Origin of the sequence: Idiomarina sp. A28L, from assembly GCF_000218785.1 — a bacterium.
Lineage (GTDB): Bacteria > Pseudomonadota > Gammaproteobacteria > Enterobacterales > Alteromonadaceae > Aliidiomarina.
The window spans coordinates 72,238-90,913 of record NZ_AFPO01000021.1; the positions used below are offsets into that span (position 1 = coordinate 72,238).

Here is an 18,676-nt window from a genome sequence, read left to right on the forward strand (position 1 = left end):
CATGGAGATAACAATTATGGAGCTAGAAACATGGACGTAATTCATCACGGCGCAGCAAATGGCGTTACGGGCTCATGCCACGAACTAGTAGTTACCGAGAACGATTCGGTATTAATCGATATTGGTTTGTTTCAAGGGGCCGAAACATCGGGTGCCGATGCTGTAAATGGTAATGCAGGCACGAATAACCAAGAAATTGATTTTCCAATCGATAACATAAAAGCACTTATCATTACCCATTGCCACATCGACCACGTAGGCCGCCTACCCTGGTTGCTTATTGCTGGCTACCGAGGCCCCATTTATTGCACCCGCGCCACCGCGCATTTACTGCCGATGGTGATTGAGGACGCCCTGAAAGTAGGGCTCACACGAAATGCTCAGCTGATTAATGCAGTGTTGAAAATTTTGGGCGGCCTGATGCACCCAGTGGATTATGACGATTGGGAAGAGATACTGCCCGAACTGCGCATACGCTTCCGCCAAGCGGGCCACATACTCGGCTCTTCGTATGTAGAGTGCGAGGTGGCCAAGAAAACGGGGTCGTTGTCTAGTTTCTCTGGCACCGATTTTTCGGTGCCAGAGAAACGCGACAACGACCCCGACTTGTTTGTATTTTCCGGTGATTTAGGCTGCAAAAACTCGCCATTACTACCCGACCCAACCCCACTAGAACGCGCCGATATGCTCGTACTTGAATCAACCTACGGCAACCGCAACCACGAAAACCGCGCCGAACGGCAATTGCGCCTGAAAAAAGTAATTGAACACTGCGTTTCCGATCGCGGCGCCGTGCTCATACCCGCCTTCAGCATCGGCCGCACCCAAGAATTGTTATACGAGCTTGAAGATATAATTCACCAGTGCAAAAAAGAAGAATGCGCCAAGAAGAACAGCATTTGGCAAGATATCGTAGTGATTGTCGATTCACCCATGGCCGCCGAATTCACCCAGCAATACCGAAAAATGCGCGATTTATGGGATGCCGAAGCACTCGGCCGCTTAGAAGATAACCGCCACCCGCTCAACTTCGCTCGCATGCACATCGTGAACAGCCATGCCGAGCACGAACGCTTAGTAAACTACCTAAAAAGTACCGGCGAACCCTGCATTATTATCGCCGCCAGCGGCATGTGCACCGGCGGCCGCATGGTAAATTACCTAGAAGCCCTTCTACCCGACCCACGCACCGATGTACTTTTCGTGGGCTTCCAAGCCGAAGGCACCCCAGGCCGCGATATTCAACGATACGGCCCCCGAGGTGGTTACGTAGATCTCGAAGGCAAACGCATTTGGATAAAAGCTGAAATTCACACCCTAGGCGGCTACTCCGCCCATGCCGACCAACAAGAACTCATTGAATTTATCGAAAGCGCCGAAAAGGTAAAACACGTGCGCCTAGTGCACGGTGATGCTAACGTGCAACGTGAGTTTAGAGATATTCTTCAGAAACTCTTTCCAGACAAAACCATAGATTGCGCCTGCGATCTCTAGGCCAGCGCCGAGTGCCGTTTGGGTAGGATAAGGAATAAGATCGGGTGTCTGCCGCATGGATGCGGCAGCCAAGCCTACATGGAAGTATTTACGGCGTCCCGAAATTATCCTTAACCTGCGCAAACTTCAGCGCTCGGCGCAGGCCTGAGCCGAGCCATGGCCTCAAGTATCGCAGAAGCCCGAAGGGAAGAGCACCAAGTGATCAAGGTTTAGGCGCAGGCCCACTTCTTGGCCAATATCGTATTGATGATGCGAAGGCGCCATACACAACAAGTGGCTGCCATCGGCAAGCTCGGCCGTATACAAAAAGTGAGCGCCACGAAAACCCCGCGCCACAATCTTCGCGCGCCGTTCCGCTGTATCATCAATTACAATATCGTCGGGGCGAATCAGCACATCAACCGCTTCACCCTCAGTGCCACGCACCACTTCATCGCCATGCAACAAGCCCAACGCCGTTTGCACCTTCAGCTCTTCAGTAACCGAACCATGCAATAAAACACCCACACCAATAAAATCAGCCACCAAATGATGCGCCGGCCGGTGATACAAACCATAAGGTGTATCCCATTGCAACAAGCGGCCGTGATACATAACCCCCGCTCTATCGGCCATAGCAAAGGCTTCTTGCTGATCATGCGTAACCAAAAGCGCCGTAATGCCCTCTTCTTTCAGCAAATTACGCACCTCTGCCGCCAACGATTCCCGCAGCTCCGCATCGAGCGAAGAAAACGGCTCGTCCATCAACAACAACTTCGGCTTCGGTGCCAAGGCGCGCGCCAGCGCAATGCGCTGCTGCTGGCCACCAGATAACTGATGCGGATAGCGTGGGCCATAACCCGCCAGCCCAACATGGCTCAGCAATAAGTTCACCCGTTGGCGTTGCTCTTCCGCGCTCTGGTTACGGATACCAAACGCCACATTTTCAAACACAGTAAGATGCGGAAACAGCGCAAAATCTTGGAACACCATGCCAATGCCGCGCTTCTCTGGCGGAATGTGCTGGCCCGGTGAGCTCACCAACTGTTTATTCAGCTCAATACGGCCAGAAGTTACCGGCTCAAACCCGGCAATAGCGCGCAATAACGTGGTTTTGCCACAGCCACTAGGCCCCAACAAGCAGCCAATTTCGCCTTCGCCAAGGTAAAAGCTCACGCCATCGACAATAGTTTGCCGACCAAATCCAACTTCTACATTACTTAGCTTTAACTGGCTCATGATTTTCCTTCAGCTTTATTCGGCTAACACTTAGGTGCCATTCAGCGCCTAAAGCGGCTCGTATATTTTACCTGGGCTCGGCTCACCAAAACGCAAATCGCTCGGCTTCGGCTCAACAATACGCCCTTCTTCATTATGCAGATGCTGCCGCCGATTCATTGCCCGGCTCAACAGAATTACCGGAATTAACCCCGCCAACACAATCATAATCGCCGCTGGGCCAGCATCGGCCAAGCGCTCATCGCCCGCCATTTCGTATGCCCGCACCGCCAAGGTATTAAAATTGAAAGGCCGCAACACCAACGTGGCCGGTAACTCTTTGAGCACATCAACAAACACCAAAATACCGGCGGTAATTAAACTCGTGCGCAACAACGGAAAGTGGATGCGGGTAAGCACTTCGCGAGATTTTAAGCCCAAAATTCTACCCGATTCATCCATAGCGTGGCTAATTTGCGTAAGCCCGCTTTCTACCGTTTGAATAGAAATCGATAAAAACCGCACTGTATAGGCAAACAACAGCGCCACAATAGTGCCCGAGAATATCAGCCCCGGATTCAGCCCAAACACACTTTCGCTAAAGCCAATAATGCGGTTATCCAACCAACTCAGCGGCACCATAACCCCTACGGCGATGACCACCCCAGGAATGGCATAGCCTAAAGAAGCGAAACTTACCGAAGCTTGGGTAATGCGGGTGCGCTTAGTTTGCCGGCGTTTGCTTGCCACGCGCTTGCCGTAGCAAAGCCACAACGCAATAGTTACGGTGATAAATGCGGCAAGTGCGGCCAGCACTAAACTGTTGCGCACCAAGCCCCAAAATGCGGCATCGCCCCACACATCGAGCCTATCTGCCGACCAGCTTAAAAGTTGCAACGCCGGCAATAAAAAGCCAAATAGCACCGGTAAAAAACAGGCGCTAAAGGCTAAAAAGGCTTTAACACCTTGCAGTTTCATGGGCCGCGTAGCTTGGTTATTGCGCCCAGCATGGTGATACCGCGATTGCTTGCGCGATATGCGTTCTACCAGCATTAAAACCACCACCGCGCTCAACAGCAAACTAGCTAACTGCAAGGCACCCACTTGATCGCCCATGCCATACCAGGTGCGGAATATGCCGGTGGTAAATGTGGTTACCCCGTAAAAATGCACGGTGCCGTAATCGGCTAGGGTTTCCATGAGCGCCAAAGTAACGCCGGTAGCAATCGCTGGCCGCGCCATGGGTAGGGCAATGCGATAGAAACTTTGCCACGGGCCAAGGCCTAAAGTGCGCCCAGCTTCAATGGCGGCGCGCGATTGTTCAATAAATGCCGCCCGGGTAACTAAATAAACGTAGGGAAATAATACAAAGCCCATTACCAGCACAGCGCCGGTAAGCGACCTAATTTCGGGGAAGGTATAATCGCCTAAGCCCCAGCCTGTTAACGCTCGCAGGGCATTTTGCACAGGGCCTTCGAAGCTGAGCATGCCGCTGTAGGTGTAGGCGGTGATATAAGCCGGCATGGCGAGGGGCAACAATAGCGCCCAGCGCAACCAGCGCACCCCGGGGAATTCGCAAGCGGTTGTGAGCCACGCGGCGGTAACGCCCATGAGCATCACCATCAGGCCAACGCCCACTAATAAAATAAGGCTGTGCCAAACATATTCGCCAATTACATTTTGGAATAAGTGGCTTAGCGTAGCGCGTTGCTCTTCACCACCGAGGCCAATAAAAAAACTTGCCACAACAACAATTAGCGGCAAGCAGATAATGATAGCCACCAATGGCAACGAAATATCGTGCCACTTGCGCCATAACCGCTGAATTAGCTGCCTGCTTGCCTTACTAATTGTTTTAACCATTTACTTCCTGATTTGGTTTTTTGAGGTGTGTGCGCCGAAGCTAGAACTGGGTTTTTAGCGCCAGCCGGCTCTATCCATTAAACGCACGGCAACCGCATTGTTTTCGCCAAGCACACTCATGGAAATTGTATCGGCCTTAAATTCGCCCCACGATTCCAAGGTTTCGCTCCAAGGTGCCGCTGGGTTCACCGGGTATTCTGAGTTCACTTCGGCATACCAAGCTTGCGAGCTAACTTGCGCTAAAAATTCCATTAGCTGCAATGCATTTGCTTCGTTTCTGGCGCTTTTCAGTAAGCCAATGCCCGAAACATTCACATGCACACCGGTAGTTTCTTGCGCAGGCCAAGCAATGGCTATTTTGCTCACCGTATCTTCGTTAGTGCTATCAGTGCTTAAGCTCATGCCGCCAAAATAGTAAGTGTTCGCTATCGCTATATCGCACTGCCCAGAGGCTACTGCATGAATTTGATCGCGATCGCCGCCCACCGGGTTACGAGCAAAATTGGCCACTAAACCGCGCGCCCATTCTTCGGTGGCAGCTTCGCCGTGGTGCGCAATCATAGCCGCAACCATTGATTGGTTATAAATATTATCGGATGAACGCACGCAAATACGGCCACGCCATTTTTCATCGGCAAGGCTTAAATAGTCAGTGATTTCTGCTGGGTTTACCCGATCACGCGAATAAAATACTGGCCGTGCGCGCATGCTTAAACCATACCAATGGCGATCTGCATCGCGTAGGTGAGCAGGAATTGCGGCACTTAAGGTTTCGCTGATTACCGGCTGGAACAAATCGGCTTCTTTCGCGCGGTGCAATGAACCGGCATCAACGGTAAGGAATATATCCGCTGGCGTGTTCGCGCCTTCACTTTGCAAGCGCGATAATAAACCGCTGCCTGAACCCGTTAGCAAGTTCACCTGAATGCCTGTTTCTGCTGTGAATTCATCGAGCAAAGGTTTAATGAGGCCTTCATTGCGCGAAGAATATAGGTTCACTACACCAGTATTCTCACCATTGCTCTGGCCACTGTTAGCGCCTTCAGAGCCCGCGTTTTCACTGGCTGGGCTGCACCCTAAAAGCACGGTGCCAGAGAAAGCCATCACTGACACCAACTTCATTAGCTTGCGCATTTGAATCTCCTTGCGTTTGTGTGGGGCATTGTAAATGACCCTTTTACCAATAACAATTGCTGAATCACAATCGTTATCATTTACCGCGCTCTTTTCTTACGGCCAGAGCGCGGATTTAGGTTTCGTTTGTTAATTTAAAAACGAGCTTGGTAGCCAATGTTGAATTGCCGTGGTTTACCCACCATAACGCCGCCGTGCATGCGCGTGGTTATGTAGGTTTTATCGGTTAGGTTATCTACCGATACATAAACCGATTGGTTATCCGTGAGCTGGTAGCGCGCTGCCATATCGAACAATGTGCGCGCTGCAATTTTCTCATCCGCCGCCACATTGCCAACACCAGCTACTGTGCGCATTTCGCCCAAGTGGCGAGCGTTTAGGGCAAGGCTCCATAACCCACCTTTCAGTGCAACACCGGTACGCAGTTGCTGTTCGGGCTGGTAAGGAATTTCATCACCGGCGGTAACGTTGCCCCAAATGCCAATGTTTGAGTTAAAGCTATTTTGGAACTCAGCGTTGGTGAAGGTGTAAGCCGCATCGAGGGCGATATCGAGGGCATCGTTTAAGGCATAGCTATAAGCACCAAGTACTTCCACACCCATAACTTCTACTTCACCCGCGTTTACTTGCGCGCCAATATTGCTTAAATCACAGCCTTGCGCCGCTGTGCAGTTACCGTGCATGTTGCTGTAATCGCTGTAGAAACCGATTACTTCAAAGCGCGCATCACCGCTAATGTAGCCAAAATCAAGGGTTCCGGCATAGCGAACACCCGCTTCGTAGTTCCAGCTTTCTTCATTTCGCTGATCATTGTTACCTGGTGCAGCGGGCGCAAAGCCTTTTTGCACACCGGCAAGCGCTACCCACGAATCGGTTAACCGATAGGTTAAGCCCGCTGCAGGTAAAAACGCACTGGTGCTGTTTTCGCGCAAGCCTGGCGTGCCTAAGCGTTGCAAATCAGCGCCGAAATCTTCCCGTTTTACCTTAATATCTTCAACCCGTGCTCCGAAATCGAGCGTTAACGCATCGAAATACATGCGCGCTTTGGCAAAAGCTGCAAAGGCCTCGGCACTTGCAACGCGGTTTGCATCGGTTCCCGGCACGCCGGCATTCACTAATGCCATATTGAGTGCCGCATCCATATCGTATAAATCAACCCACTGGAAGCGATCTTCTTCATCTTCGTGGTAACGCGCACCGAGCACATACTCATTGCCGTTAATGGCGAAATCGTATTGGGTTTGCACGCCTTGGCTCAAATAGCTACGGTTATTGTTCTTCACCCGCACACTTAGGGTTTCATCGGCCGCTGCGCCTGCTTCAAATGCAGAGGCTAATTCTAAACCGCCGCCTGATAGTGATACACCACCCACCTGATCCGCTTTGTACCAATTACGGGCAAATTCGTTGCGGTAAATCGCCGAGGTAAGCACGCCGCCGCTGGCTAGCGCCCACTGGTGCGTGGCTTGTAATAATGTATGTTCGGTAGACATTTCATCGAGTTGCGAAGCAGCATAACGAGCATACGGGCTTGCTTGATAATCCGCATCGGTGAGGCCCATGTAGGTATCATCGCTTACTTCATCGGAATACTTAAACTTGAATTCAACTTGGTGGCGGCCGGCATCATCAAGGCTAACGCGCACTTTGCTCATAATATCGTTGCGATAGAAACCGCTTTCACCATTAGCTACATCTTTGAAACCATCGGCTTGGTAACGCAATACTTCAAAAACACCGCCGGCACGTTCACCGCTGCCACCCATGTAGGTATGCAATTTACCAAAACCATGTTCGCCCGCACCGATATCAACAAAGCCAGCAAGATCTTCGTTAGGGATGCTGCGCGATACTAGGTTTAATACGCCGCCTGTAGTGCGCGGGCCGTATTGAATAGATGAAGAGCCTTTCAATATTTCCATGGCTTCAATGCGCGCAAAGGTAGGGAAATAGTAAGCGGCAGGTGCTGAATAAGGCGCTGGAGCAGAAAGAATGCCATCTTCCATTACCGTAATTTTATCCGAACGGTTAACACCTGTGCCACGCATACCAATATTTGGGCGCAATCCCCATCCATCTTCTTCTAGTACATACACACCCGGAACGTTTCCAAGAGCACGCATGATATCGGTGTATTCAAATTCTCTTAATTCTTCTTCGCTCATGTAATAAGCCGAGCCCGGCGCTTCGTTCACGGCGGCCGCTGAGCCTAAAATATTGATACGCTCAATGCCTTGGCGCGGCTGGCTTTCTGCTGCTTGCTCTTGTTGCGCAATAGCAGTACCGGCAAACATGTTGGCGGCAAGCGCGGCGGTAACCGCCATGGTTAGAACTGAAAGCTTGTTCGTGGCATTTAGATTTTTACGAGATAAGGAAGTTTGCACCATTGGTGCGCGAGCTTGAAATGACATTTAGGTATCTCTCCAACACTTTTTAGGTTTTTGAATCACCCTAAATCTAAATAGGAATGATTCTTAATTCGATGAAGAGCAGTATACTTATTTTCAAATGAGAATCAATCTCATTACAGTATTTTTTTATAAAATTTTTCGCATGGGTGGAATGAGTAAGGTGCTTAGTAGGCTAGGAGTACACAAATGGATGGCAAAACTACAATAAAAATAATGAGATGCGGATTATCAGGCAGTGTGCATATTTTACACGATTAACGGGAATTTAACCTGTTGTTAACGGAGGGAGTGGCGTCTATTGTTAACTTAAGCAAGGTCGCAATAACGTTTTCAAACAAAAGTATAAGGAAATAACATGAAAAAATTACTCCCTCTAACTCTCACAGTTTTGCTATCAGCTTCTGTAACTTCTGTGCAAGCCATGGATAATTGGTATGTTGGCGCATCGTATAATGCACAAGAATTTTCGGTATCTGGCCGAGATTTTAATACCGCTGGGTTAATTGCAGGTTATCAGTTTACGGAGCACTTCGCGCTCGAAGGGCGCTATGCCCAAGGCACTTCGGGATATTCGACTTATGTTCAATCGCAATTAAATAACGAACTGCTTCGTTACAAAGAAGAAATCGGCGATCAAGCATCCATCATGTTTAAGGCCTCTTACCCTTTATTTGAGACATTCAGTGTATATGGGCTAGCCGGTTACTCTAGAACAACCTTGGATATCAGCAACCACGCAGGAGTTTTTGACGAAAATGAGAACCTCACCAGTTATATTCCTAACCAAATAACCGACACCTTTGACGGCTTAGCATACGGGGTGGGTTTAAGTTACAAACTTACAGAACATTTAAATGTGTTTGTTGATTACCAAGTTCTTCCAGATTTCGCACCAGCTAACTCTAACTTCTCTAGAAGTTGGAAGAGCACAACCTTTGGCATCAATTACGCGTTTTAGATTCTAACAAGTATTCATTTCAAAAGCTCAACCCGTTAAATAACCAACAGCGTTTAACGGGTTGAGCTTAAATGGTAGATATTGCATCAGTTGAATTACACAAGTTAGCTTTGCTGTAATAACACCACGTCTATTTCGTTCTGAAACTCTTTGGCCAACGCTAACACTTCCGCTACTAATGCATCACCGCTGCTTGGCTTTAGGTGCGAAATCCATAAGTTTTTCGGCATTTGCTGCATACGCGTTAAAGTGCCTTTCAGCATTTTCGGTGTCATGTGCTTGGTGTGCACCGCCAGATCATGTTTGTTATTCGTGAACGAGCACTCGAGCATAAGGGTATCAACAGGCGCCAGCTTGCTTACTTCGGCCAAGGCGTTATCGAAAATAGGCCCTTCAGTGGTATCGGAACTAAATACAAAATGTTGGTTTTGCATGCGTACACTTACACCCATTGTGGGCACCGTATGATCAACTGCAAATACGTGAATTTGTGCGTTCTGTTGTTCTGGGCTTGCCAGTGTAAAAGTATCGCCCGGCGCAATTTCTATAAACTCTACGATTGGTGCTTCGGCCGAGGGAAACTGGGTGAAATCGGGCCAGATATTATCGTTAAAGATATTCGTTTTTAAGGTTTCGATGGTGTGTGCTTGGGCAAATACTTGCACTTGATGATCGACATTCTCAAACATATTACTTAGGAATAATGGTAGCGCGGCAATATGATCCATGTGCGAATGAGTGAGCACAATGTAACGAATCTTCCGCATGGCTTCGATGGTAAGCGAGCTTAGGCCGGTGCCGGCATCGATAAGCGCGTAATCACCAATTTGAATACAGGTGCTGCCATTTTTATCGCTCAAACCACCAGAACAACCGAGCACCTGAATATTCATTGACATGCCTCGGTTAGCCAACACGCAATTCGGTGGCGATAGTGATGAACCACAAGAAATGGCAGCCAGCTACCACGAAGGTTACCGGTTGCCGAACTTTTTCATACCATGCCTGCCCTACGCGTTTTACATCGTATTTCAGCCACAACATATACACGATAGCCAACACCCCAAGCGCCCAAAGTGTGGGCAAAAACGCCACCGAAACCCAGGCAACAATAGACGGGATCATACATATAATCAGCGAGCCTTGCGGGTTCTCGAGGCCTTTGGCCATCACTAACCCCCAATGAATGCCGCCTAAAAACGATAAAATAACCGCGCTGTAAATCAAAAAAGCATGCGCCAACTGCATTTGCCATACACCAATAGCGCCGAGTATGGCGGTGCCGATAAACGGAATTAAACCCGCCCACATAAGCCGCGTGGCGGTGAGTTCGGTGGCTTCATTTATTTCGGTTTTCGACATTACTTACCTCTATTTAATTCGTTTTGTGTTTTCGGCCCAGCGTTCTTTCGGCCCCGTATTCTCTTGGCTCAGCGTTCTTTCCGCTCAGAGTGCTTTGAGCTAAGAGTGCTTTGAGCTCTACCCTAAAGAATAACCCAGAGCAAATAACCCAAGTAACCTGCCACAAACAAGCCGCCCTCTACACGATTTATCCGCCCGGGCCGCTTGGCTTTTTTCCTACGCAGCGCAAAGGCTACGATTAATAGTGTGAATACGCCCATTACTAGGTAATCGCGAGTGAGCACTTCCGGATCGATAGCGAACGGATGAATAGCGCCCGCTATACCTACTACGGCCAAGGTGTTGAATAAGTTCGAACCAATAATGTTACCTAACGCTAAATCATGTTCGTTTTTGCGAATAGCGGCGATGGCGCTGGCCAATTCCGGTAGCGAAGTGCCGATGGCCACAATAGTAAGGCCGATAACCAAATCACTAACGCCAAAGGCCACCGCAATTTCTACCGCGCCCCAAACCAACACCCGCGAGCTAGCGATTAATAAAAATAGGCCTACGAATAACCACATAATAGCTCGCGCAATCGGCATTTGATGGCTGCTTACTTCGGCATCGGTTTCAAGACCCAGCGTATCGTTGCCGTTGAGCCCTTGTTTAATCGACCAGCCCATAACACCGAAAAACACCACCAACAGTATGAGTGCATCCCAGCCGCTAATAAAGTTATCGAGAATCAGCCAACCAGCAAGTAGGGTAATGGCAATTAGAATGGGCATTTCTTTACGCAAAACGCTCGATTGCACCGTGATTGGTGCAATTAATGCGGTGATACCGAGCACCAAACCAATATTCGCCGTATTCGAACCAAAGGCGTTACCCAGTGCTAGGCCGGGGTTACCTTGCGCGGCCGCAAAGGCAGAAACCACCATTTCTGGTGCTGAAGTACCAAAACCGATGATAAGCATACCGATTAACAACGGCGACATGCCAAAATGTTTTGCGGTTACTGCCGCCCCTTCAATGAAGCGATCGGCGGACCAAATTAATAATACCAATCCAAAAATAACCGCAATACTTGCTAACAACATTTAGGCGTTCTCCACTTCTGGCGTTTGTTCTGAGTTATTCGTTTGTTCTGGCGCTGGGTAAATTACCGCGGTGATGCGTATTATTCGCTTCGCGCATTCTTCTAGCAAGCTAATAATACGCAATTGGGTGGTAACTTCAGGGGCACTGTTTAAACCCGCATGAATATTCGCCAACAATTCGGTGCGCCTTGCGCGCCGAGCTCTTTCAATTTCATCAAGCATACTCGCCCGCTCGGCAGCCGACATTTCCTTGAGCTTATTTGAGCGCATTAAACTTTGGAATTTTTCACCCAAGGTTCCGGCAATAGCCAAATGCAATTGCGCTTGGTTGATGGCAGAAAGCTCGTGCAATAAGGCTTTTAACTGCACGCTTTCTTCGCGCGCCCAATTTAAATTTAAAAATGTATCGGCGTGATCAGCCATCGAGCTTGTAGCGCTGAGTTTATTGCCAAATTCTTGAATATATTCTAACAGGGCCGTGGTGTGAAAATCGGGTTCGGGTGGCGCTTCGGCTTCGGGGTCGAGAATTTTGCGGCCCCGGCCCAATAGCTGCTTGAAAACCCGTTTTAGCTCTGAGTGCATAGCCGCAACACCCATGGCTGGCATGGAAAGCGTTGTGTCATCGAGATACCGTGGTTTTTCTGAAGTAAGCGCCGGCTGTTTAATAAAGCGTTCAACACGGCGAATAAGCGATTCCGCTAAAAACCACATCAAAACTAAACTGAGCAAATTAAATATAGTGTGGAACAACGCCAAGCCCATACTTATATTTTGCCCCGCTTCGCCACCTGCTAGCCAACTGGAAACCCACCACAACGGCACTAACAAAACGAGGGCAATTACCGCCGTGAGCACCTTTTCAGCAACATGAATAAGCGCCAGCCGCCTAGCATTAGCGGTAGCGCCAATTGAGGCCAACAAACTGGTAGCTGTAGTACCAACGTTAGCACCAATTACCAGCGCCGCACCTAAAAGCGGTGTAAGCACGCCGGTTACCGATGCGGTAAGAATAATCGCTAATGCCGCCGACGATGATTGAATTAACGCGGTGAGCAACGCCCCTACCAATACACCCAGCACAATGCCAAGCACGCCCGTATTGCCAAGCTGCTCTAGTGGCAGGTAATCGGCTACATCAATAAACGCATCGCGAAGAATTCCGAGGCCCAAAAACAGTACGCCAAAACCCGCCAAAGCAAAGCCAATGTGCGGCGCGCGGCCTTTACTGAAAAATAGTTTCAGCAGCATGCCCACGCCAATAAGCGGCAGCGCAATAACTTGCACGTTTAGCTTCAAACCGATAATGGCCACTATCCAGGCTGTCATGGTAGTGCCTAGATTGCTCCCAAACACTACCCATGCAGCTTGCCGCAAGCGCAACATGCCGGCGTTGGTAAAACCTAACGTAGTAACAATAACAGCACTCGATGATTGCACTACCGCGGTAATGCTAAACCCGGTAAAAGCAGCGCGCAGGCGAGTTTTCGTGGAGCGTTCAAGCAAACCGCTGAGCGCATTGCCAGCCGCCGCTTTCAGGCCTTCCGTCATCATCGCCATACCGAGCAAGAGCAGGCCGATGCCGCCGAGTGTCATGAATAACATGCTGTTGCTCCCTGTTTAGTTGCTGTTTATATACCTGCAAACTAGCTGCGAACTTGTATCTTCACGTTATGCACTAAAAATGGCAAGCAAACCAAGGCCTATAAACACCACGCAGCCGAATATACGAACAACTTTCATGGGGATGCGGTTGGTGATCCAAGCCCCCAAGAATATAACCGGTATGAGTATTAAACTCATACCAATTACTGCGCCTGCGGCTACTGGAAAGATGCTCTGGTAATGCGCCGCAAGCATCATAGTTACGATTTGTGATTTATCGGCAATTTCCGAAACGCTTAACAACAAAAAAGCTGCGAAAAAGGCGCCGAGCTTGAAGAGTTTCTTATTGGTTTCTATTTTTTCTTCTTTTTCGGGTATTAAAACTGCAAGGCCCATTACAATAAAGAGTGCGCCCACCACATACGATAGCCAATCGACGGCAAGCAAATCACCAACGTAAAAGCCGATTACGCTAGCTACGCCGTGCATCAGCACCATTCCGAGCATCATGCCAGCAATTAATGCGCCCCGCTGTTTGGGGTAACGGGCGGCGAGTAGCAATGCAATAAATTGGGTTTTATCGCCGAGTTCGGCTGCGCCTACGGCAAGGAGTGCGGCAAAAAATTCGCTCATGATTCGGCTCTTGGTTCCGCTTTAGTTTATGATCTTAGAATCATTCTAGCGGCAAAATTGAAAGTGCACCGACTATATCAGCTCGCTAACCGCAATGCATGCTCGAGCTAGTGAGTGGCGCTTCGGGAGGAGGATATTGGTTTCGCAGGGGCTGTTGAGTGGCGCTTCGGGGGAGAGGATATTGGTTTCGCAGGGTGTCTGCCGCATGGATGCGGCAGCTCAAGCCTACAGGGATGTACTTGCGGCGTCCCTGAGAAACCAATACCTCCCCCCGAAAAAGCTACTCAACAGCCCCTGCGAATACATCAGCCTCCGTAGCGGCGAATGAGATCGTTGATGTAGCCATTGCTCATGAGTTCGCGCAAGGCTGCGTTGAAGGCTAATACTTCTTCTTCGGTTACCGCGCTTTTTGAGAACATCACGTAAACTTCAGAGGCCGGCAAGCCGATGTGGTGGCGATGAATTGAATCTTCCAAGCTTCGACGGCGAATAATTGAAGCCGCTACTAGGTTATCTTCTAGGAAACCATCAATATCACCATCGAGCAAGCGCGCCAAGTTCAACTCGTTCAAGCGAGCACCCACAAATTGATCGGTGAATTCGCTATCGTACATCAGCATTTGTAGCTCTTCGCCATAAAAGTATTCATTAACCACGCCCACTTTATGGCCTGCTGCTAAAAACCCTTCAATATCGTCCATAAGGTAACGCGGGGCCTCTTCGCTGCGAATAAAGAGGCTGAATTGTTCGTTTCGGTAAGGGATAGAAAACCATGCGTAATCTTCGCGGGCGGAGGTTATTGATGCGCCCATGATGAAATCGATATCCCCATCTTGCATCCATTCTAAGAGTTCGCGCCAAGTACCTTGGCGGGCTTCTAGAACGCAGTTGATATGGGCAGCAGCACGTTTCGCTATTTCTATATCTACGCCGCCTACTTCGCCGCTAACGCTGGTATATTGATAAGGCTCCCAACTTTCAAAGCCTAATACGAGCCGGCATGGAGGATCTACTTCACGCATCATGGCATGATCATCGTCATGATGATCACCATCATGAGTTGCCGATTGATGATGTTCCTCGGTAATTCTTTCCGGTTGGTTTTCGTTTGCTGGTGTACAGCCCACCAGCATGGCTACAGCCACTACTAACAACATTCTGGTTAGCCAATTCATAAGGCCCCCTCGTTATCTTCATGTGCTTATCATTAGTGTAGGTGGTGAGTATGGTTTGCGCCAGTTGGAGGGAATTAGTTCGGTGTTCCAAATTAGAAATTGTTCGCGTGACTCACCATCACATTTATTTCCAAGAGCTACACTGAACTACATGCTTTTAAAACGTTTTCTGGATCTTTTTCAATAGCTTTAATTAGCACTCGAGCTGGGCCGGTAGGCTCGCGGCGGCCTTGCTCCCAATTGCGCAAGGTAGAAACTTCTACTCCTATCAGTTTCGCAAACTTTGGCTGGCTCAAATTCACGGCTTGGCGAATGCGCTTCACTCGAGTTGCGGCAACGAAGTTTTCGCGGCTTGGCTCCCGCTCACCCTTCGTAATCTCATCCATCTGCTCGACACTTTCTAATAACTCATTAAATAATGCATCTTTCACGCGACCCACCTCTCTACAATGCTCCGCAACTGACTGAGTTGCGAATCACTTAAGTTACTTTGTTCGTTCTTTCCAAAAATAAATAACATTCGTTGATGCTGAGCTTTCTCTGCGTAGTGGTAAATCACTCGAAAACCACCGCTCTTACCAGTTACTTCTCGAGCCCATCGCATTTTACGAATTCCACCTCCTCCACGAAGCAGGGCTCCTTGTTTCGGATGATCCGCTAGGCTTTGTTGAAGTTCTCTATATTCTTCATCGTCCATTAGCGCCTTTACGCGCTTCGTAAAAATTGAGGTTTCTATAAACAGCATAGTAAGCCACCGGCGTATGATTCGAATTATCATCACAATTCAAGCATAAGTCAATGACGTATGAAATAAATTAATTATAGGGCTATTGCGTAAGTTTAATATATAGTTATTGATATATACGCATATCCATATATAATTTCAGGTAGATTTTTTTGAGGAGCTGGCGATGCAGAATGCCATTTCGATTTGCAAAGCATTCGGTGATGAAACCCGGATGCAGATTATGTTGATGTTATTTAGTGCTGAAGAGCTTTGCGTATGTGAGCTTACGGCGGCGCTGGATCTTTCGCAGCCGAAAATCTCGCGGCACATTAATATTTTGCGTGGGGCGAACTTGGTTGAATCGGAGCGCCGCGGGCAATGGATGTTTTATCGAATTGCTAGCTCGGCACCGGCTTGGGTTGACGCGTTACTGCAAAGTGAACAAACCCAATTTGGCCCGGCGTTGATGCGCGCGAATGAACGCTTATCCGGTATGGCTTCGCGGCCCAGTTGCTGCTGATGCGGGTTCAGCGAATTAACCAATAAAATAAATACACTAAGCATAAGGAGCGAAGCTTCATGGGTATTTTTGAACGCTACCTTTCTATTTGGGTTGCTCTTTGCATTGCTGGCGGTGTTTCCCTTGGTATTCTGGCACCCGCAATTTTTGATGCCATTGCCGCAGCTGAATTTGCGCAAGTGAATTTTGTGGTGGCTGTGCTGATTTGGGCGATGATTTTCCCCATGATGACCCACATTGAACTGCGTTCGATAAAAGCCGCCACAAAAGAACCAAAAGGGCTTATTCTCACGCTGGTGGTGAACTGGCTGATTAAGCCTTTTACTATGTTCGGCCTCGGTTATCTGTTCTTCTTCGTTATTTTTGGCAACCTTATTCCCAGTGAAGATGCCTCCCAATATTTAGCGGGGGTAATTCTTCTTGGCGTTGCCCCTTGCACCGCAATGGTTTTTGTTTGGAGCCAGCTCACTAAAGGCGATCCCAGCTATACCCTGCTGCAAGTTTCCGTTAACGATGTAATTTTGATTTTTGCATTCGCCCCCCTTGCCGGTATGCTGCTTGGCCTCACCGATTTATCGGTGCCGTGGGAAACCCTTACATTATCCGTTGTGCTTTATGTAGTACTGCCATTGATTGCCGGTGTTTTAGTGCGTAGAGCTTTTCTTAGAAGTGATACGAGTAGTGAACCGGAACGTGATTCAGAAGCCCCAAAGCCGTTAACCCCAGCGCAGCAAAACCTAGCTAATTTCCAGAGTAAAATTAAGCCGATTTCGATTATTGGCCTCTGCCTTACCGTATTGATTCTATTCGGCTTGCAAGCGCAATCGATTATTCAAAGCCCATTTGTAATGTTGTTAATCGCTATTCCGTTAATAGTACAAACTTACTTTATTTACGCCATTACTTTGGGCGGCGCGTGGTTTATGCGCTTACCTCATCGCATTGCGGCCCCGGCCTGCTTAATTGGCACCTCAAACTTTTTTGAGCTCGCCGTTGCCGTGGCCATCGGCGTATTTGGCATTACTTCAGGGGCAGCACTAGCCACTGTGGTTGGGGTTTTGGTAGAAGTGCCAGTGATGCTTTCGCTGGTTGCATTATCGAACCGCATCGGGCCAGTTTTGAACCTCCGGGCTAAAAATCCGTAATGTATAAACATACAATTTAAAACGATATTTTCAGTGAATTGATACACAAAGAAATACAACATCAGCTATGCTTGATAACAAGTTTGCTAATTTTAAATAGCACCAATTCGTAACACAAAAGGAAGCCGATATGAGCAGTAAAAAATTACGTGTAGGCATTAATGGTTTCGGGCGCATTGGCCGTTTGGCATTGCGCGCTGGGTATGCCAGCGAAGAACTTGAATTTGTAATGATTAACGATCCCGGTGCCGATGCCGCAATGATGGCGCACCTACTTGAATTCGATTCAACCCATGGCCGCTGGCCACACGAGGTAAGCGCTAAGGGCGATAACATTATTATCGATGGCCACAAAATAAAATTCAGCCAACAACGCGAGCTTGATAAAGCCGATTGGTCGGGTTGTGATGTAGTTATTGAAGCGGCAGGTGTTTTCAAAACTGCTGAAGCCTTACAACCACTTCTCGACCAAGGTGTTGACCATGTTGTGGTAACTGCGCCAGTTAAAAGCAAAGGCGTTCCAAACATTGTTGTGGGTGTAAACGATGAAGAATTTGACCCGCGCGAACACTCAATTGTGAGCGCGGCCTCGTGCACCACAAATTGCTTGGGCCCTGTGGTTAAAGTAATTAAAGAAAACTTCGGAATTAAGCATGCATCGATGACTACCATTCATGCACTTACCAACACGCAAAGTATTCTTGATGCGCCACACAAAGATATTCGCCGCGCACGTGCATTGGGCTCATTGATTCCAACCACCACAGGTTCAGCCAAAGCTATTACCGTTATTTTCCCTGAGCTTGAAGGCAAAATTAACGGCCATGCGGTGCGGGTGCCTATCGATTGCCCTTCGCTCACTGATATGGTGTTTGAAGTGGAAAAAGGCACTACAGCTGAAGCAGTAAATGCTGCATTAAAAGCAGCCGCTGAAGGTGAATTAGAGGGCATTCTTGGTTACGAGGAAAAGCCATTGGTTTCTATCGATTATAAAACAGACCCACGTTCATCCATCGTAGATGCGTTATCAACCTTAGTAATCAACGGCACTCAGGTAAAAATCTATGCTTGGTACGATAACGAATGGGGCTACTCTTGTCGCACCATCGATTTGGTAAAACGTATCGCGCAATAAGCGTGAACGGCGCCGCGGCACAAGCACGGCTTTCAAGTTAAAGGCTTGGCGAGTGAATAGCTAATTCGGGGCAGGGAAATGCGTTCTCAGGGACGCCGTAAATACGTCCATGTAGGCTTGGCTGCCGCATCCATGCGGCAGACACCCTGCGAACGCATATTCCCTACTCCGAAACGCTATTCATTCAGCCTCTTATGTGAAATCCATGCTTGTGCCGGGGCGCCGTTTAGTTATG

The 18,676-nt window shown here is 48.6% G+C and carries 17 protein-coding genes; 5 read left to right on the top strand and 12 right to left on the bottom strand.

All coding sequences use genetic code 11. The annotated features are described in order from the left end of the window. Positions 1 to 30: 30 nt before the first annotated feature. Complete coding sequence (locus A28LD_RS08170) at positions 31 to 1,494, top strand: MBL fold metallo-hydrolase RNA specificity domain-containing protein (protein ID WP_007420606.1); 1,464 nt, start codon at positions 31 to 33, stop codon at positions 1,492 to 1,494. Positions 1,495 to 1,656: 162 nt separating this feature from the next. Here the strand turns inward: A28LD_RS08170 and A28LD_RS08175 are convergent, their stop codons facing one another. The 4 genes from A28LD_RS08175 to A28LD_RS08190 all read right to left on the bottom strand — a co-directional run bounded on the left by A28LD_RS08175 (position 1,657) and on the right by A28LD_RS08190 (position 8,099). After that, complete coding sequence (locus A28LD_RS08175) at positions 1,657 to 2,712, bottom strand: ABC transporter ATP-binding protein (protein WP_007420607.1); 1,056 nt, start codon at positions 2,710 to 2,712, stop codon at positions 1,657 to 1,659. 48 nt (positions 2,713 to 2,760) lie between these two features. Then, positions 2,761 to 4,554, bottom strand: a complete 1,794-nt coding sequence (locus A28LD_RS08180) for an ABC transporter permease (protein ID WP_007420608.1) — start codon at positions 4,552 to 4,554, stop codon at positions 2,761 to 2,763. 54 nt (positions 4,555 to 4,608) lie between these two features. Continuing rightward, a complete protein-coding gene (locus A28LD_RS08185; protein ID WP_007420609.1) occupies positions 4,609 to 5,688 on the bottom strand; it encodes a Fe(3+) ABC transporter substrate-binding protein in 1,080 nt (359 codons plus the stop codon). Positions 5,689 to 5,822: 134 nt separating this feature from the next. Further along, positions 5,823 to 8,099: a TonB-dependent receptor family protein gene (locus A28LD_RS08190; protein ID WP_007420610.1), complete on the bottom strand. Its 2,277-nt coding sequence runs from the start codon at positions 8,097 to 8,099 to the stop codon at positions 5,823 to 5,825. Positions 8,100 to 8,454: 355 nt separating this feature from the next. Here A28LD_RS08190 and A28LD_RS08195 point away from each other — a divergent pair, with 355 nt between their 5' ends. Next, positions 8,455 to 9,057 carry a porin family protein gene (locus tag A28LD_RS08195; RefSeq protein WP_007420611.1) on the top strand — a complete coding sequence of 201 codons (603 nt, stop codon included), beginning with the start codon at positions 8,455 to 8,457 and terminating at the stop codon, positions 9,055 to 9,057. A 104-nt stretch (positions 9,058 to 9,161) separates the two neighbouring features. Here A28LD_RS08195 and A28LD_RS08200 read toward each other — a convergent pair whose 3' ends face one another. The 8 genes from A28LD_RS08200 to A28LD_RS12425 all read right to left on the bottom strand — a co-directional run bounded on the left by A28LD_RS08200 (position 9,162) and on the right by A28LD_RS12425 (position 15,692). Next, positions 9,162 to 9,950 carry a 3',5'-cyclic-nucleotide phosphodiesterase gene (locus tag A28LD_RS08200; RefSeq protein WP_007420612.1) on the bottom strand — a complete coding sequence of 263 codons (789 nt, stop codon included), beginning with the start codon at positions 9,948 to 9,950 and terminating at the stop codon, positions 9,162 to 9,164. A gap of 13 nt (positions 9,951 to 9,963) precedes the next feature. Continuing rightward, on the bottom strand, positions 9,964 to 10,419 hold the full coding sequence (locus A28LD_RS11980; RefSeq protein WP_007420613.1) for a DUF3429 domain-containing protein: 456 nt from the start codon (positions 10,417 to 10,419) through the stop codon (positions 9,964 to 9,966). 122 nt (positions 10,420 to 10,541) lie between these two features. Further along, entirely contained in the window at positions 10,542 to 11,504 is a 963-nt protein-coding gene (locus A28LD_RS08210; RefSeq protein WP_007420614.1) for a calcium/sodium antiporter, read from the bottom strand. Next, on the bottom strand, positions 11,505 to 13,106 hold the full coding sequence (locus A28LD_RS11985) for a Na/Pi cotransporter family protein (RefSeq protein WP_007420615.1): 1,602 nt from the start codon (positions 13,104 to 13,106) through the stop codon (positions 11,505 to 11,507). It lies immediately after the preceding gene. 66 nt (positions 13,107 to 13,172) lie between these two features. Next, positions 13,173 to 13,739 carry a TMEM165/GDT1 family protein gene (locus tag A28LD_RS08220; RefSeq protein WP_007420616.1) on the bottom strand — a complete coding sequence of 189 codons (567 nt, stop codon included), beginning with the start codon at positions 13,737 to 13,739 and terminating at the stop codon, positions 13,173 to 13,175. A gap of 305 nt (positions 13,740 to 14,044) precedes the next feature. Next, positions 14,045 to 14,914 carry a substrate-binding periplasmic protein gene (locus A28LD_RS08225; RefSeq protein ID WP_007420617.1) on the bottom strand — a complete coding sequence of 290 codons (870 nt, stop codon included), beginning with the start codon at positions 14,912 to 14,914 and terminating at the stop codon, positions 14,045 to 14,047. 137 nt (positions 14,915 to 15,051) lie between these two features. Beyond that, positions 15,052 to 15,345: a NadS family protein gene (gene nadS, locus A28LD_RS08230; protein WP_007420618.1), complete on the bottom strand. Its 294-nt coding sequence runs from the start codon at positions 15,343 to 15,345 to the stop codon at positions 15,052 to 15,054. Further along, on the bottom strand, positions 15,342 to 15,692 hold the full coding sequence (locus A28LD_RS12425) for a type II toxin-antitoxin system RelE/ParE family toxin (RefSeq protein ID WP_202796081.1): 351 nt from the start codon (positions 15,690 to 15,692) through the stop codon (positions 15,342 to 15,344). Before A28LD_RS12425 ends, nadS begins: the two co-directional genes overlap by 4 nt. Before the next feature lie 133 nt (positions 15,693 to 15,825). Here A28LD_RS12425 and A28LD_RS08240 point away from each other — a divergent pair, with 133 nt between their 5' ends. The 3 genes from A28LD_RS08240 (at position 15,826) to A28LD_RS08250 (ending at position 18,441) form a co-directional block, all read left to right on the top strand. After that, on the top strand, positions 15,826 to 16,161 hold the full coding sequence (locus tag A28LD_RS08240) for an ArsR/SmtB family transcription factor (RefSeq protein ID WP_007420620.1): 336 nt from the start codon (positions 15,826 to 15,828) through the stop codon (positions 16,159 to 16,161). Positions 16,162 to 16,220: 59 nt separating this feature from the next. Next, positions 16,221 to 17,306: an ACR3 family arsenite efflux transporter gene (gene arsB, locus A28LD_RS08245; protein WP_007420621.1), complete on the top strand. Its 1,086-nt coding sequence runs from the start codon at positions 16,221 to 16,223 to the stop codon at positions 17,304 to 17,306. A gap of 130 nt (positions 17,307 to 17,436) precedes the next feature. Next, positions 17,437 to 18,441 (top strand): ArsJ-associated glyceraldehyde-3-phosphate dehydrogenase, encoded by a 1,005-nt coding sequence (locus A28LD_RS08250; protein ID WP_007420622.1) that lies wholly within the window; start codon positions 17,437 to 17,439, stop codon positions 18,439 to 18,441. Positions 18,442 to 18,676: the final 235 nt, after the last annotated feature.